This is a genomic window from Duganella sp. CY15W (genome assembly GCF_009857555.1).
GTDB classification, from domain to species: domain Bacteria; phylum Pseudomonadota; class Gammaproteobacteria; order Burkholderiales; family Burkholderiaceae_D; genus Rugamonas; species Rugamonas sacchari.
In genome coordinates this window covers 477,924-493,328 of sequence record NZ_WWCQ01000001.1, presented here as the reverse complement: position 1 = coordinate 493,328, position 15,405 = coordinate 477,924, and the positions used below count along the sequence as shown (strand labels likewise).

The following is a 15,405-nucleotide window of genomic DNA, read 5'->3' as shown; positions in this document are numbered from 1 at the left end:
CATGAGTCAATACGTCGTCAGCATCGACCTGGGCACCACCAACACGGTGATGGCCTACGCGGAAACCGGTAGCGCGCAGATTCAGTTGTTCGAGATCGAGCAACTGACCGCGCCCGGTGAAGTAGGTGCTGCGGCGTTACTGCCTTCTTTACGCTACCATCCGGCTGACGGCGAGTTGGCTGACGGCGAGCTGCAACTGCCATGGCGTGCGGACGACGTGGCTGGCCTGCCGCAAGTGGTGGTTGGCCGGCTGGCACGGCAACGCGGTGCGCAGGTGCCCGGACGTCTGGTTGCCAGCGCCAAGAGCTGGCTGTCGCATCCCCAGGTCGACCGCATGGCGCCGATACTGCCGTGGGGCGCAGAGGCCGAGGTGGCCAAGGTATCGCCGGTCGCCGCCAGCGCCTCTTATCTTGCGCACTTGCGCGGCGCCTGGAATGCACGCTTTCCAGCGCATCCATTGGAAAAGCAGCAGATTGTGTTAACCATCCCCGCATCCTTTGACGAAGGCGCACGCGCGCTGACGCTGGAAGCGGCACGCATGGCAGGCTTGCCGTCATTGCGTTTGTTGGAAGAGCCGCAAGCGGCCTTCTACGACTGGCTGTTCCGCGAGCGCGCCGCGCTTGCCGGGCAGCTTGCGGGCACACGGCTGGTACTGGTGTGCGACGTTGGCGGCGGCACCACCGACTTCAGCCTGATGAAGGTGGAACCCGGCGATGGCCAGCCAGTCATCAGCCGCATCGGTGTTGGCAATCACCTGATCCTGGGCGGCGACAATATGGACCTCGCCCTCGCCCATCTGGTGGAATCGCGCCTTGCGGGTGGCGAAGCGCAGGCACGCCTGTCCGCCAGCCGACTGTCGCAGCTGGCGGAACGCTGCCGCGCGGCGAAAGAACAGCTGCTGGCGGCTGACGCGCCGGAACGCACCACCGTCACGCTGCTGGGTTCCGGCTCCCGCCTGATCGGCGGTTCGCGCTCGGCCGATCTGACGCGCGATGAAGTCTCGGCCCTCGTTGTCGACGGCTTCTTCCCGCTCAATGAAACGCAGACTGGCGCCAAGCGTGGCCGTGGTGCGATCATTGAATTCGGCCTGCCCTACGCCAGCGATGCGGCCATCACGCATCACCTCGCCGACTTCTTGCGTCAGCACGCCGCCGCCATGCGCGAAGCACTCGGCTTGCCCGCAGATAGCAGCGCCGTTCCCATCCCCGATACGCTGCTGCTCAACGGCGGCGTATTTCGTGCGGACGCCCTGGCGCGACGCCTGGAGGCCACGCTTGCAGGCTGGCGCCAGCAGCCGTTGCGCGTTCTGCACAACGACAATCCGGACGTCGCCGTCGCGCGTGGCGGCGTTGCCTATGCGCTGGGACAGGCGGGGCAAGCTCCGGTCATTGGCGGCGGCTCGGCGCGCAGCTACTTCCTGCTGCTGGACGATGCAGGTCCAGCCGACAAGCCACGCCGCGCCGTCTGCATCCTGCCGCGCGGCGCCGGTGAAGGCCCCGAGATCCTGCTGGCCGACCGCACGTTTGCCTTGCGCCTTGGCCGGCCGGTACGCTTTCACCTGGCCTCCTCCACCTCCGACGCGCCACAGGCAGGCGACATCACACAGCTGCAGCCGGACGAGTATGTAGAGTTGCCCCCCATCGCCACCGTCCTGCGCGACAGCAGCGCCAGCGACGCGCGCAAGGAAATCCCCGTGCAACTGGCCGCCATGCTGAGCGAGGTTGGCACGCTGGAAGTACACTGCGTCGCCAAGGAAGACACGCAACGCTGGCTGCTTGAATTCCAGCTGCGCGGTGACAGCACGCCAGAACCCGCAGCAGCGGAGGACACGCCGATGCCGGCAGGCCTGAGCGCGGCGATTGAAAAAATCGAACGTATCTTCGGCAGCCGCGCGCAGCAGGTGGACATCAAGGAAGTCAAGCAGCTGCGCACCCAGCTTGAGCAGCTGCTGGGCAGCCGCGAAGGCTGGACTACGCCGGTGCTGCGCCGCCTGTTCGATGCGCTCATGGAGCGCGCCAAAGGCCGCCGCCGCTCGTCGGAACATGAACGCGCCTGGCTTAACCTGAGCGGTTATTGCCTGCGGCCTGGCTTCGGCCATGCGCTTGATGCGTGGCGCATCGAACAGCTATGGGGCGCGTACGACGCTGGCGTACAGCATCACAAGGACAGCCAGGTTTGCGCAGAATGGTGGACGCTGTGGCGCCGTGTCGCCGGTGGCTTGAGCGTGACGGCACAGTTGCGGGTGCTGGACGATTTCGCCTTCAACGTGCAGGCCGATGCGGCTGAGCGCGGGCGGCGTCCCGTCACGCTGGTCAATGGCAGCGAAGAAGATATGCTACGCCTTGGCGCCTCGCTGGAACGCATTCCCGGCAACTACAAAGCCGAAATCGGCGCATGGATGCTGGGCCAGTTGCATGCCGCGACCAAGGCAGCCGTCAAAGCCGCCGCCAACAAAACCCGCAGCGGCGGCGCCGACCTGGCGAAAGCCGAGGCGGCACAAGGCCGCTTCCTGTGGGGCCTGAGCCGCGTCGGCGCACGCCAGCCGTTCCACGGCAGCGCGCATGATGTGGTGGACACCGCCACCGTGGAGACTTGGCTTGACGAGGTGCTGTCGCTGGACTGGAAAAAGGTCGAGCCGGCGGGCTTCGCCGCCTCACACCTTGCGCGCATGACGGGCGACCGTTCGCGCGATATCAGCGACACCCTGCGCGCCGAAGTGCTGCGCCGCCTGCACGCCGTCGGCGCCCCGGCCAACTGGAGCGCGATGGTGCGCGAGGTGATGCAGCTCGATCAGGCTGATGAAAAGCGCATGCTGGGCGACGCCCTGCCTCCCGGCCTTAAACTGATCGCCTGACGTAACTGGCCTGCTGCGCGACAAAGCCGTCAAAGGCCGCAATCAGCGGATCGAATTTATTGTGATCGTTTTCCAGCTGCGCCAGCGCGTACACCGTAGCTTCCAGTGTTGACAGCTGGTCCGGCAAATGCGCCTTGCGGATCAGGTAGTGCGACGGTGGCGTATCGCGCAGCGGCATGCGCGGCAGCGCTTGCAGCAGCGGATTCAGATACAGCATCTTGCGGCTTTTGCGCCAGGTCCCATCCATCACCACCAGCCGCAAAGGTTCGTTCAACCAGGCCGCATCAAACGGCTGCGGCGCCGCCAGGCCGAGGGACGTATCTTCCGTATCCGGATATAACAGCACGCTGCGCCGCTGCGGCGACAGCCATGTTTGCAGTTGCGAAGGCTCGAACGTCTCGCCGACTTCGAGACGGCTGTTGGCCAGGCTCAAATGCAGCAGGCGCGCGCTGCCCTTGGCATTGCTGACTTCCATCGGATGCTGAAGGATCAGGACTTCGACCTGATTGGGAAGCGCTGTCACCCAGCGGCAGATGCAGGTCTGCTGCGGGCGCAGGCACGCGGCACACAATGCGCGCCGCGCGGGACGTTCGGTACTGGCGGTATTCATAGCCCGCCATTGTACCGTGGCTTAGAACTCTTCCCAGCCGTCCGATTCGTTGGCGGCGACGGGTTTGCGCTTGGGCGCAGGTGCGGACGCAGGAGCCGGCGCTGGCTTGGCCGCAGCCACCACCGCCGTCCGGCGCGGCAGTGCGGCCTTGCGTGGCGCCGGACGCGGCAAGGCAGGCGGCGCATAAGACGCATCGATCTTGAATACGCTGACCACATCCGCCAGCTTGGCCGATTGCTCCTGCATCGACTCCGCTGCCGCTGCAGCCTGCTCAACCAGGGCGGCATTCTGCTGCGTCACCTGATCCATCTGCGTGATGGCGTCGTTGACCTGCGCAATGCCCTGGCTCTGCTCTTCGCTGGCATGGCTAATCTGCGTCATGATCTGCGTGACGCGGCCGATGCTTTGGACGATTTCATCCATCGTCTGGCCAGCCTTGTCCACCAGGTCGGAGCCTATCTGCACTTTCTGCACCGAGTCATCGATCAGGCCCTTGATGTCCTTGGCAGCCGATGCGGAACGCTGCGCCAGGTTACGCACTTCCGACGCCACCACCGCAAAACCGCGCCCCTGCTCACCGGCGCGCGCCGCCTCCACCGCCGCGTTAAGCGCAAGGATATTGGTCTGGAAAGCGATGCCGTCGATGACCGAAATAATGTCCACAATCTTGCGGGAGGAATCGTTGATCGAGCCCATGGTATTCACCACCTCGCCCACCACGGAACCGCCACGGCTGGCAATTTCCGACGCGCTAATCGCCAGCGCATTTGCCTGCCGCGCGTTCTCTGCGTTGAAGCGCACGGTGGAGGTCAGCTCCTCCATCGACGACGCGGTTTCTTCCAGCGAGCTGGCTTGCTCCTCGGTGCGCGAGGACAGGTCCTGATTGCCGGCGGCGATTTGCGTGGATGCAGTCGCAATCAGCTCAGTGCCGTTGCGCACCTGGCCTACGATGCTCACCAGGTTGTTGTTCATGGTCTTCAAGGCGTTCATCAGCTGACCGGTTTCGTCATTGCTGTTGACCTGGATATCGCTGGTCAGATCGCCCGAGGAGACAGTCTCCGCGACCTTCACCGCCTCATTGATCGGCGCCGTGATGGTCCGTGTGATCCACCATGCGGCAAACACACCCATCACAATCGCAGCCAGGCCAAGCATGATGAGCAGCGTGCGGCCGCTCTTGTACTGCTGCTGGATATCGACCGCAGATGCATCCAGCAGGGCTGCCTGTTTATCCGCGAAGCTCTTCAGCGCCGCCAGATAACGAATGCGGCTCTGGGTCATGTCGCCTTCGTAGATTTTGGTGGCGCTGTCGATATCGCCTTTGTTCTTGGCGGCGAACACGGACTTACGCAGCTCGGTGTAAGTCTTGCGCGTATCCAGCACCTGTTTGAACAGTGGCTTGAGTTCTTCCTCATCCAGGCTGGCGCCGATCATGTCCTGAATCTGCGTGGCGCGGCCGGAGGATTCCGCCATCAGCGCTTCGAGCCTTTTCTGATCGGCGGCATTACTCACCATGAAAGCGCCGGTGGTGCGCGCCGCGTTCACTTCGATGATCTTGCCCCACTCCGAGATCAGGCGCTCATCGCGGATCTTCACGTTGATCATTTCATCGGTGGTGGCGCTGGCGCCGCTCAGACGCAGTATGCCTATGGCGGTCATCGCAACCAGCAGTAGCAAAATCAGCGAGAAACCGAAGCCGAGGCGTGTACCGATCTTGAGGTTGTTCATAGAGGACTCCCTAGCTAAAGTCTGGATTTTCCAGACCATGCTAGCACTATTTGTCCACAATCTATAGTTTCAAAAGAAATATTTTCCGCTGCAGCGCATCAAATTAATCGGGCAGCGGCGCGGCGCCCAATAACTCCTCCACGCCGGCGATAGCAGCGGGGTCTTTAATCACCGCGCGCAGCCAGACATGCAGCGGCATCTCGCCCCAAGTGGCCGCGCGTTCGGCAAGGTAGGCCACCGGGCTATGTGGTTCGGTACGGCGGAAAAAGTCAGCAATCAGCCGTAATTGTTGCAGCGCCTGCACGCGGTCCTGCAGCGTCGTCACGGGCGCGATCACGTCATCATCGCTCACCAGCGCCACGAACTGGCTGTGCGGCGCGAGACTGCGAATCACAGATTGCAAGGCATCTTTGGCCGGCGTAAAACCGGGGCCTTCGACACCCAGTTGCGTATCTACCACGCGCTCCAGCTGGATCAACGCGGACAGGCAAAACTCGGCGTCCTGCACCGCAGGCGACGCGCACTCGCGCACCAGCGCGGGTGTGCGTGTGAGCAGCCAAAACAGATTTCCGACGCGCTGGTCGCAGTCATCACCATCGGCCAATGGGTACAGGTCATCCCAGTATTGTTGGCACAGGCCGGCCAGCAGTTGATAGCCCTCGCCCAGTCCGCGCAGGCCGTGGGTTCTGGCCTGCGCCTCCGCGAACCAGACGGCCAGGCGCAGGTCTTTGCTGCGGGTGGCGATCAGGGTCGCGCAGCGGGTGGCCACGAACGGCCAGTTAGCTTCCTTGAGTGCGGTCTGCCATTCGCCCTGGTCCAGCGTAGGATCGTCGTATTGGCGTGCCTGGGCGATTTCGTCTACGTCGCTACTGAAGGACAGGTCTTCGCCACAGCGCTGTCCGACACTGACAGGCTGTAGCAGCTGCTCGATGCTCAACATAAGCGCCTCCTATTGGATGACGTAATTGAATTCGCCCTTATCGCTGGCGCCGACCTGGATGCTGAGGATTTTTTCTTCCTGCGCCATCCGCTCCAGCACCGCCTGGGCCAGTTGCGGCAGCAGCGTGCCATTCAGGATATGGTCTACATTGCGGGCGCCTGAATCGACTTCCGTGCAGCGCGCCAGTACGGCGTCAACCAGCGATGGTTCGTAGCTGAACTCCGCGTGATGGTGCTCGCGTATGCGCTGCCCGATGCGGTTCAGCTTTAGCGCGATGATCTGCGCCAGCACCTCATCCGCAATTGGATAGTAGGGAACCACCTTCATCCGCCCCAGGAAGGCGGGCTTGAAATGCCGATGAAGCTGGGGGCGCAGCAGCTGCTCCAGTTCCTCGGGTTCAGGCCGGGCCGTATTCAGGCAGGCTTGCATGATGGCTGCGGAGCCGGTATTGGCCGTGGCGATGATGATGGTGTTGCGGAAGTCGATCTCGCGGCCTTCCGCGTCGTCCATGACACCTTTGTCCAGCACCTGGAAGAACAGCTCCGTCACATCTGCATGGGCCTTTTCAATTTCATCCAGCAGCACCACGCTGTAGGGATTGCGGCGCACGGCTTCTGTCAGCACGCCGCCCTGGCCGTAGCCCACGTAGCCAGGCGGCGAACCTTTGAGACCGGAGACGCTGTGCGCTTCCTGGTATTCGCTCATGTTGATGGTGATGAGCTTGCGCTCACCGCCATACAACAGCTCCGCCAGTGCCAGTGCCGTCTCCGTCTTGCCTACGCCGGAAGGGCCGACGAACAGGAAAACGCCTTTCGGCTTATTGGGGTCATCCAGATTCGCGCGCGCTGTCTGCACACGTTGCGCAACGGCGGCGATTGCATGCTGCTGGCCGAGAATCCGGGCTTGCAATGCGGCCTGCAAGGACAGCACCATGCTGATTTCATCCTTCACCATTTTACCCAGCGGGATGCCGGTCCAACCGGAGACGATAGCGGCCACTGAGGCAGCATCCACGTCCAGTGGCACCATCGGCGTTTCGCCTTGCAGTGCCGCCAGCTCCAGCTTCATCGAGCGTGCCTCCTGTTCGTCAACGCCATCGGTCCGCAGACGGATAATCGCGGCGACGATGGCTTGCTCGCGCTGCCAGCGCAGGGTATGCCGCGTATGCTCTTCAGCCAGCGCCGCATGTTCGGCTTGCAGCTGCTGGACACGCTGCCGCATAGCAGTGCCCTCTTCCCGCTGCAATGCCGCTATCTCCTGTGCGATGCGCTCCATCTGCCGCGCTGCATCCTCCATCAAGGCTGGCGTACCACTCTGTGCCAGCACGACGCGGGCGCACGCGGTATCCAGCACGCTGACTGCCTTGTCGGGAAGCTGCCGGCCGCTGATATAGCGGTGAGAAAGCCGAACCGCTTCGGTCACCGCTTCGTCGCGGATACGCACGCCGAAGTGCGCCTCCATCAGCGGCGCCATTGCGCGCAGCATGGCGGAGGCGATTTCTTCGCAGGGCTCTTCCACCTTGATGACCTGGAAGCGCCGCGCCAGCGCTGCATCCTTTTCAAAGTACTGTTTGTACTCGCTCCACGTCGTGGCGGCAATGGTGCGCAGCTCGCCGCGCGCCAGTGCCGGTTTCAGCAGGTTGGCGGCATCGTTCTGGCCTGCCGTGCCGCCGGCGCCTATCATGGTATGCGCCTCGTCGATGAACAGGATGATGGGGTGTGGGCTCTGTTTGACTTCATCGATAACGCTTTTCAGCCGGTTCTCAAACTCGCCTTTGACGCTGGCACCAGCCTGCAACAAGCCCATGTCCAGCGTGCGGATATCCACATTCTTCAGCGTTGACGGCACATCCCCGGTCGCCACGCGCAGCGCCAGCCCTTCCACGACAGCAGTTTTGCCAACACCGGCTTCACCAGTCAGTATCGGATTGTTCTGGCGCCTGCGCAGCAGGATGTCCACCATCTGCCGGATTTCACCTTCACGCCCGATGACAGGATCGAGCTTGCCGCCACGCGCCTGTTGCGTGAGGCTTGTCGTGTACAAGTCCAGCGCTGGCGTGTGCGCGCAACGGGCAAGCGGTGCATCGGCGACTGCTTCCTCCTGTGAGTCATGCGTGTATTTCTCCAGTTGATGTTTGATTTCGCCGATGGGGATACGGCCGAATTGCGCGGAGGCGCGCAGCGCCAACTGACTGAGCTCCGGCTCGGACAGTAAAGCGATCATCAGGTGCGCGCTGCGGATTTGCGCCGGCGCCGCCAGCGACGCGATCAACCACGCGTGCTCGAGCAACAACGGCAGATGGCGCGAGAACACCGGCGTTCGCGTGCTGCCCGCTTTAAACTGACTGACTTCGCGATGCAGCTCTGCCGACAGCGTGTCAAGATCAACGCCGCACTGTCTGACGATCAGCGTGAAGTCGCACCGCTCCTGCTCCAGCAGCGCCAAAAGCAGATGCTCAACTTCCACCTCATGCTGCCCCAGCGCGACACAGATGTTGGCTGCCCGCGTGGCCGCCAGGCGGCAGCTGTCATTGAGTTTACTGATGAGCGTTTTCAGATTCGTATTCATTTCCGGCCTCCGCGCGCGCTGCGGTTGATGGAGTAATGCAGCGATGACGGTTGCAGCACAGCGTCAAAGCTGACGGCCTCTGTATGTGGCACCCCGGCCAGCGTGCCGTAGATAACAAAGCTGACGCGGTTGATGGTGCCGGGATGATGTTCCAACCTTGTCTGCACGTTGCGCAGGCGTGGTTCATGGCGTTCAATGGTCTTCTTCAGCGCGGCGCAGATGCGGGCACGGTCATCGCTACTGTTCAGGCACATGCCGGCGAAATCCATCAGGCCGTAGTTGGCAATGGAGCGGGAACATTCGGGATAAGCGCGCATCATTTCCTCCGGCAGCGCGCAGCGGGTGTTCAGCAAGTCTTCCAGGTCGCGTGCGACACTGTCCTTGAACTGCTCCAGCGTCATGTTGCGCTCTGCGCCGAACAAACGGTCAAGCAGGCCGGGGGTAAAGCCGTTCATCGCATGCTTTCGAAAAAGGGCCAGGCCGGATGGCCTGGCCAAAGGCGCACAGCGACGGTCGCCACGATGCCGCCGCAGGCGCTGGGGAAGTTCAGACGATACGGTTGCTGGCCAGGTCCCAGCCGCCGGACGTGTTGCCACCAGCGCCGCCGCTGATTTTTTGCTGCGTGTACTTCCACTTGATCTTGGAGAATTTGAACGCGACGTCTTCGGTCAGGATGTCGCCTTCCTCGACCGCTGGCGACACGGCGCCAATCAGCACGTTCTCAATTTCGATTTCGTAGTACTTCACACGCTCGCCCTGTGCGTCCGCGCGCATGAACTCGAACTTGGCTTTGGGGATGGTGCGGCCGGCCGAGCAGGTTTGCAGCAGCACCGGCGACGACAGGTCGGTCAGCTTGGAGATGACGATGTCGCGGTGTTCGCAGCGTTCCGCCGTATGGCCGCCACTGGTGGAGGCGGTGGCGGACTTTGGCTGTTCCACGCCGAAGCTGACCGATTTGCACTCGATCCAGTCCTTGTGACGATCATCGCTGGATTCGCCCTTGATGCCGTCAATGTACAGATAAACGTCGATTGCCATTGCATGCTCCTCTGATTTGTTGGGTTTAGTGGTTGGTCGATTGCGGCAACTCCGCGACCAAACGGAGTGAAACGGAGAGCTCGTCCAGCTGGAAGTGCGGACGCAGGAAGGACACGGCACGGAACACGCCCGGCCGGCCAGCGACTTCCTGCACCTGCACCGATGCCTCGCGCAACGGAAACTGGGCTTTCTGCTCCTGGCTGGCGTTGTCGTCCAACAGCACGTATTTCATGAGCCAGCGATTGAGGAAGTCTTCGACGTTGAAGGCGGAAGCAAAGCTGCCCACTTTGTCGCGCATCATCGCCTTCATGTAGTGAGCGATGCGCGACACCGCAAAGATGTACTGCAATTGCGACGACAGCACGGCGTTGGCGTTTGCCGCGTCCGAGCTGTATTTGCGCGCCTTTTGCGCGGACTGTGCGCCAAAGAAGGCTGCATAGGCTGTGTTCTTGCAGTGCACCAGCGAGATGAAACCGAGATCGCTGAGTTCCTTCTCGCGGCGGTCGGTGATGGCGACTTCGGTCGGGCATTTGAGTGCGATTTCGCCTTCGCCGGTTTTGAAGGTATGCGTCGGCAGGTCATCCACCAGGCCACCGCCTTCGACACCGCGTATCGCCGCGCACCAGCCGTAGTCCTCGAAGGCCTTGGTCAGCTTGGCGCCGAAAGCGTAGGTCGCGTTACACCACAGGTATTTCTGATGGTCGGTCCCATCCACTTCCTCGACAAAGTTAAAGCCTTCCACCGTCGTGCCATCGACGGGGTTGAATGGCAGGCGGCCAAGAAAGCGTGGCAGCGTCAGGCCCACATAGCGGGAGTCCTCGGATTCGCGGAAGGCCTTCCATTTGGCATATTCCACGGTATCGAATACCTTGGACAGATCGCGCGGCCTGGCCAGGTCGCCATAACTTTCAAGGCCAAACAGTTCCGGAGCCGCCGCGGTGATGAACGGCGCGTGCGACGCTGCCGCCACATGCGACATCTGCTCGATAAAGTACATATCCTCCGGCTGGCGCGAGATTTCAAAGTCGCCCAGCAGTGCTGCATATGGCGCACCGCCGAAGGTGCCGAATTCTTCTTCATAGACTTTTTTGAACATGACGCTCTGGTCGAAGTCCAGTGCCGACTGGAAGTCCTTCACCAGTTCACGCTTGGTCGCGTTGAGCACGCGGATTTTCAGACCGGGGCCGGTGGCTGAACTCTTGACCAGATAATGCAAGCCGGTCCAGCTCTGCTCCAGCTTTTGAAAGGATGGTGCATGCATAATGGCGCTGAGCTGGCCGGAAATCAGCTGATCCAGCTCGGCGATGCGCGCGTCCAGTGTCGCCGACAGGTTGTTAGAGACAGTGACCGTTCCCGCCAGTACCTGCGTGACCAGCTCCGTGATGATGTCCCTGGCCCGCTCATGCTCCACGCTGGACTTGGCGACCTTGCTTTGCTCGACGATCTGGTCCAGCAGATCGGCGCTTTCCGTGGCGGCTGCAGCGGCTTGTACCTGATTCAGTTGTGCGGACATATCAGCCTCCCTTCTTCAAGCTGGCCAGCTTGTCGGTATTACTCAGTACTTCGTTGAGGATGTCTTCCAGCTTGTCATTGCCGGCGATCTTGTTGAGAAGGTCGGCCAGTTTGCCGCGCGCCTCCAGCAACTGCGCCAGCGGTTCGACCTGCCGCACAATCGACTCGGGGCGAAAGTCAGCCATGCTTTTAAACCGCAGTTCGACGTTAAAGCTGCTGTCGTCATACTTGAGCTGATTCGGCACCTGGAACCGTGCGACGGGTTCGACGCCGCTCAGCACCTCGTCGAAATTGTCGCTGTCGATGCTGACGAACTTGCGGTCCTTGAGACGCTTCTTCTCGACTTCCGAATTGCCGCCAAAGTCGCCGACCACGCCCACCACAAACGGCAGTTCCTTGTTTTCCATCGCGTCGCCAATCTCGACGTCGTAGGTCATCTGCACGCGCGGCGGACGAATCCTGCCCAGACGCTTTTGAATGCTGTCACCGTTAGCCATACAAGCTCCTTATTTCAGTCCACCAAAGGGATCGCTGCTGTTAGATTGATTGCCGGTTTTTGGCGTCACGCCGGAAGCGGGAGCCGTACTTTTCTTCGCAGGCGTTTGCGGCGCCGGTTTGCGCGCGGCGGAATTCGCCCCCGGCACCAGCACATCTTCACCAAGGCTGGTACGCAGCAGCTTGGCCAGGTCCTGCGCTTCGGAGCGCAAGGAGCCATTGAGATTGTTTTGCTGGCTCAGGTCCGCCAACGCTTTGGTCGACAGACGCAAGCCGCTCACCGCGACGATGCTGTGGCCAAGCTTGTCGTTGGGGTCGCGCAGCAAGGCCTCCTGCGCGTTGATGATGGCTTCACCGTAGCTGGCGCGGTCAAACTTCATTTGCGCCATGTGCAGCCAAGGTGTTTTGTCGGATGGGTAGCTGGCCGCAGCAGCTTTCAGTATGGTCTGCGCCTTGTCGGTATGGCCGCCACTGAGCGCAGTGTCGGCCTCCGCCAGCGCGCGATCCAGCGTGGCGGGCTGCGGCTTGTCGATGCGGATGGCAGCACCGTCTGTCGCGCAAGCCGATAGCAGTAACAGGCTGACGATGTAGGGCAAACTCTGGGTTCTCATCGCTTTCTCCTTTTGCATAAGCGGGCAGGAAGATGGTCATTATTCAGGAATGCCGTGAGGAACAATTGCGCTTACGCAAGTACTGGTTGGTTTCCTTTTTGCTTGCGCAGACGCAAATATTCAGCCTGAAGGTTTCGCTCTAATGGACGGATCGTCTGCACGATCAACCATGGGAGACAGCATGAGCATTCCATCCAAAGTCTTGTGGGGAGAGGGCCTGTTTTTGCGGCCGCAGCACTTCCAGCAGCAGGACCAGTACCACGAAGCGCGCCTGCGCCATACGGTGCAAACGCTGCATCCCTGTCTGTGGGGTGTACGTGAAATCGCCTGGGATAACGATGCACTCAGGGCGGGGAAACTGCGGCTGGAGACACTGTCGCTGATCTTCCGCGATGGCGAAATCATCGATGCGCCGTCCAGCGTTCCTTTGCCCGAACCAGTCGATTTGGCGCGCATTCCAGCCAATGTCATGGAAGTCAGCTGGTACGCGGCACTGCCGTTGCTGGTGGCAGGCGCCAGCAACGCGGATGCCCAAGGTGGGCGCTACCGGCAGGCCAGCCGGAACATGGCCGACCTGTACACGCAAGCCGTGAGCACGGAGGTCAGTTTCCTCAACAGCGCAGTGAGGCTGTTGTCGGACCTGGAACCGCTGGGCGCATTTGAATGCGTGCCGGTGATACGGTTGCGGCGCACAGTCACGGGCGGCTTTGAAGCAGATCCCGCATTCATTCCTCCCGCCCTCTCCATCGATAGCGCGCCGGCGCTCAAGGCCGTGCTGGACCGCCTGCTGGATGCGCTCCAGGCCAAGGTGCAATCGCTGCAAGGCCATATGCGTGAACCCAGCCGCAATGTGATTGAGTTCCGCTCGGGCGACGTGTCGTCGTTCTGGCTGCTGCACACTGTGAGCACGTCCGCGGCAACGCTGCTGCACTATGCCCGCAATCCAGAACTGCATCCGGAGCGCCTGTTTGAAGCGCTGCTGTCACTGGCAGGCGCCATGATGACTTACTCCAAACAGTATGCGTTGATTGACCTGCCCAGCTATCGCCACGAAGATCCCGCCACCTGCTTCTACGCGCTGAGCGACATCATTCGCGACTTGCTGGATACCGTAATCTCCACCAAATACTTCGCCATCGCGCTCAGCGAAGACAAACCGAGCTACCACTTCGGCAAGCTTGATTCGGGAAAGATCGACCAGCGCACCACGCTGTATCTCGCGGTGAGCGCCGCGCTTCCCGCACTGGAGCTGGTGGAAGTCGTTCCGCTGCGCGTCAAGGTTGGCGCACCGGACGACGTCGAGAAATGCGTACTCTCGGCCATGCCCGGCGTCAAACTCACGCACGCGCCGCAGGTGCCGGCGGCGATACCGATCCAGCCCGACACCTATTACTTCGCATTGGAGGGCAAAGGCATGCTGTACGAGCAAATGCTCAAGGCACAGTCAATTTCGATTTACGTACCTGCCGGCATACGCGACTTGCGTCTCAGCCTGATCGCGGTGACAGCATGACGCGGCCAGTCGAACGCCGTGCAATTCCTACACTGATGGGCGGTCAGCGCAAACAGGTGCAGCCGGGCTACGGCCATGTAAGCACGCTGGTCGATCTGCTGCAGGAAGGCTTCTACCTGCTGTTCATGCTCAGGAACGGCAGTGAGCCGCCATCAGAAAGCGCGCTCCTCGACACCATCACAGCGTACCTGGCGGACTTCGATGGCGAGGCGCGCAAGCTGCGAGCAGGCGGCCAGGATATCGACGACGCCAAATACGCATTTTGTGCGGCGCTGGATGAAATCATCCTGTCGTCGCAATTCTCCATGCGCTTTGCGTGGGAGCGCAGGCCGCTGCAACTGGTGATCTTTGGCGATCAACTCGCTGGCGAGCATTTCTTTGATCGCCTGGAAGCGCTACGCAGCGCGGGCAGCAACAGGCTGGCAGCACTGCAGGTGTTCCATATGTGTTTGCTGATCGGCTTCCGTGGCAAGTACACGCTGGACGCGAGCGACAAGCTGGCCTACCTGACCGCGCGTCTGGGCGAAGAGATCGCGCACATGCAAGGCAAAAGCAAAGGCTTTGCGCCACAAGCGGAACGGCCGGACCAGATCGTGCACAAGCTGCGTTCCAATACGCCGCTGTGGGCAATGGCCGCCGTGTTTGGGGCGATAGGATTGAGCGTCTATATCGCGCTGGATGCGTCGCTGTCCAGCAGCACGCAAACCACGCTGGCGGCATATTCAGACCTGGTGAAGCTGGCGCCGCGTCCAGCTTACGTGACCATCACTTTACCCTAGCTACTGCGCTACGCGGAATTCAATCCGCCGGTTGCGCGCACGGCCTTCCGCGCTGGTGTTGTCCGCCACGGGGCGATCTGGCCCCTGGCCTGACACCAGCACCATCTCCGGACTGATTCCCCGTCCAGACAAATAGGTCCTCACCGCTTCCGCGCGCGCCTGGCTGAGCGCAAGGTTGCTGTCCCGCAGGCCGACGTTATCCGTATGACCGATAACCTCCACCCTCTTGCCTTTGACTTTTTGCATCGCCAATGCCATCTCATCGAGTATGGTTTTTCCGGATGAAGTCAGTGTCGCCCTGCCGCTCTCGAATTCGATGATGCGCCGGGCCAGCGTCGTATCCAGCAGATTCTGCTCGGCTGCGCTGACACGCAGGCCATTGTTCACTGTGTAGCTGGGATTGAGCACGGTAGCGATGTCGCTGGCGATCTGCTGCCGCTGCACCTCGTTTGCCACCTCGCCGCGCAGCGTAACGTTGGTGCCATCGATTTTCAACTCCCCCTTGCTGACCAGTTTGAGGTTGGGACTAATCAGCTTTTGCACATAAGCGTTCCAGTTAGGCGGTAACGATACCTGTGCGATGGTCAGCTGGTCCACCACGCGGTCTGCGCCATACAGCGCCCGCAACTGCGCCAGTACGCCCGCCTTGCTGGCTTCATCCGGCACGGCGCCGGTGGCGACAATCTGGCCGGGTGTTTGCGCGGCGGCGACGGATGTCAGCAGCGTCAGTAACGTCAAGATCTTGAGCATGAAACAC

Annotated in this window: 13 protein-coding genes; 3 read left to right on the top strand and 10 right to left on the bottom strand. The window is 61.5% G+C overall.

The annotated features are described in order from the left end of the window. Nucleotide 1 precedes the first annotated feature (1 nt). On the top strand, nt 2-2,854 hold the full coding sequence (locus GTP58_RS02265; RefSeq protein WP_161076103.1) for an Hsp70 family protein: 2,853 nt from the start codon (nt 2-4) through the stop codon (nt 2,852-2,854). On the opposite strand, the gene GTP58_RS02260 is transcribed toward GTP58_RS02265, so the two are convergent. The 9 genes from GTP58_RS02260 to GTP58_RS02220 all read right to left on the bottom strand — a co-directional run bounded on the left by GTP58_RS02260 (nt 2,838) and on the right by GTP58_RS02220 (nt 12,356). Next, the gene (locus tag GTP58_RS02260; protein WP_161076102.1) at nt 2,838-3,464 is read right to left on the bottom strand and encodes a tRNA-uridine aminocarboxypropyltransferase; all 627 of its coding nucleotides are present in this window, start codon (nt 3,462-3,464) and stop codon (nt 2,838-2,840) included. The two genes, GTP58_RS02265 and GTP58_RS02260, sit on opposite strands and share 17 nt — an antisense overlap. Nucleotides 3,465-3,485: 21 nt before the next feature. Beyond that, nucleotides 3,486-5,192 carry a methyl-accepting chemotaxis protein gene (locus tag GTP58_RS02255; RefSeq protein WP_161076101.1) on the bottom strand — a complete coding sequence of 569 codons (1,707 nt, stop codon included), beginning with the start codon at nt 5,190-5,192 and terminating at the stop codon, nt 3,486-3,488. A gap of 103 nt (nt 5,193-5,295) precedes the next feature. Then, the gene (gene tssA, locus GTP58_RS02250; RefSeq protein ID WP_161076100.1) at nt 5,296-6,132 is read right to left on the bottom strand and encodes a type VI secretion system protein TssA; all 837 of its coding nucleotides are present in this window, start codon (nt 6,130-6,132) and stop codon (nt 5,296-5,298) included. A 9-nt stretch (nt 6,133-6,141) separates the two neighbouring features. Then, nucleotides 6,142-8,700, bottom strand: a complete 2,559-nt coding sequence (tssH, locus tag GTP58_RS02245; protein ID WP_161076099.1) for a type VI secretion system ATPase TssH — start codon at nt 8,698-8,700, stop codon at nt 6,142-6,144. Continuing rightward, on the bottom strand, nt 8,697-9,155 hold the full coding sequence (tssE, locus tag GTP58_RS02240) for a type VI secretion system baseplate subunit TssE (RefSeq protein ID WP_072780760.1): 459 nt from the start codon (nt 9,153-9,155) through the stop codon (nt 8,697-8,699). The genes tssH and tssE overlap by 4 nt, the downstream gene beginning before the upstream one ends. A gap of 91 nt (nt 9,156-9,246) precedes the next feature. Further along, nucleotides 9,247-9,738, bottom strand: coding sequence for a type VI secretion system tube protein Hcp (locus tag GTP58_RS02235; protein ID WP_072780762.1), 492 nt, complete (start codon nt 9,736-9,738; stop codon nt 9,247-9,249). 25 nt (nt 9,739-9,763) lie between these two features. Further along, on the bottom strand, nt 9,764-11,251 hold the full coding sequence (gene tssC, locus GTP58_RS02230) for a type VI secretion system contractile sheath large subunit (RefSeq protein WP_161076098.1): 1,488 nt from the start codon (nt 11,249-11,251) through the stop codon (nt 9,764-9,766). 1 nt (nt 11,252) lies between these two features. After that, entirely contained in the window at nt 11,253-11,747 is a 495-nt protein-coding gene (tssB, locus tag GTP58_RS02225; RefSeq protein WP_161076097.1) for a type VI secretion system contractile sheath small subunit, read from the bottom strand. Nucleotides 11,748-11,756: 9 nt separating this feature from the next. Then, nucleotides 11,757-12,356 (bottom strand): M48 family metallopeptidase, encoded by a 600-nt coding sequence (locus tag GTP58_RS02220; RefSeq protein WP_161076096.1) that lies wholly within the window; start codon nt 12,354-12,356, stop codon nt 11,757-11,759. A gap of 181 nt (nt 12,357-12,537) precedes the next feature. On the opposite strand from GTP58_RS02220, the gene tssK reads away from it, so the two are divergent. Together tssK and icmH are read left to right on the top strand one after the other, a co-directional pair. Continuing rightward, entirely contained in the window at nt 12,538-13,869 is a 1,332-nt protein-coding gene (gene tssK, locus GTP58_RS02215) for a type VI secretion system baseplate subunit TssK (RefSeq protein ID WP_072780768.1), read from the top strand. After that, nucleotides 13,866-14,648: a type IVB secretion system protein IcmH/DotU gene (gene icmH / locus GTP58_RS02210; RefSeq protein ID WP_161076095.1), complete on the top strand. Its 783-nt coding sequence runs from the start codon at nt 13,866-13,868 to the stop codon at nt 14,646-14,648. Before tssK ends, icmH begins: the two co-directional genes overlap by 4 nt. On the opposite strand, the gene GTP58_RS02205 is transcribed toward icmH, so the two are convergent. Next, nucleotides 14,649-15,398: an OmpA family protein gene (locus tag GTP58_RS02205; protein WP_072780771.1), complete on the bottom strand. Its 750-nt coding sequence runs from the start codon at nt 15,396-15,398 to the stop codon at nt 14,649-14,651. Between the last annotated feature and the right edge of the window lie 7 nt (nt 15,399-15,405).

Bases quoted from the DNA above. Each gene is read 5' to 3' on its own strand.
- GTP58_RS02220 (WP_161076096.1), bottom strand. From the start codon at position 12,356: ATGAGAACCCAGAGTTTGCCCTACATCGTCAGCCTGTTACTGCTATCG.
- GTP58_RS02260 (WP_161076102.1), bottom strand. From the start codon at position 3,464: ATGAATACCGCCAGTACCGAACGTCCCGCGCGGCGCGCATTGTGTGCC.
- tssA (WP_161076100.1), bottom strand. From the start codon at position 6,132: ATGTTGAGCATCGAGCAGCTGCTACAGCCTGTCAGTGTCGGACAGCGC.
- tssE (WP_072780760.1), bottom strand. From the start codon at position 9,155: ATGAACGGCTTTACCCCCGGCCTGCTTGACCGTTTGTTCGGCGCAGAG.
- tssH (WP_161076099.1), bottom strand. From the start codon at position 8,700: ATGAATACGAATCTGAAAACGCTCATCAGTAAACTCAATGACAGCTGC.
- GTP58_RS02265 (WP_161076103.1), top strand. From the start codon at position 2: ATGAGTCAATACGTCGTCAGCATCGACCTGGGCACCACCAACACGGTG.
- GTP58_RS02235 (WP_072780762.1), bottom strand. From the start codon at position 9,738: ATGGCAATCGACGTTTATCTGTACATTGACGGCATCAAGGGCGAATCC.
- icmH (WP_161076095.1), top strand. From the start codon at position 13,866: ATGACGCGGCCAGTCGAACGCCGTGCAATTCCTACACTGATGGGCGGT.
- tssB (WP_161076097.1), bottom strand. From the start codon at position 11,747: ATGGCTAACGGTGACAGCATTCAAAAGCGTCTGGGCAGGATTCGTCCG.
- tssK (WP_072780768.1), top strand. From the start codon at position 12,538: ATGAGCATTCCATCCAAAGTCTTGTGGGGAGAGGGCCTGTTTTTGCGG.
- GTP58_RS02255 (WP_161076101.1), bottom strand. From the start codon at position 5,192: ATGAACAACCTCAAGATCGGTACACGCCTCGGCTTCGGTTTCTCGCTG.
- GTP58_RS02205 (WP_072780771.1), bottom strand. From the start codon at position 15,398: ATGCTCAAGATCTTGACGTTACTGACGCTGCTGACATCCGTCGCCGCC.
- tssC (WP_161076098.1), bottom strand. From the start codon at position 11,251: ATGTCCGCACAACTGAATCAGGTACAAGCCGCTGCAGCCGCCACGGAA.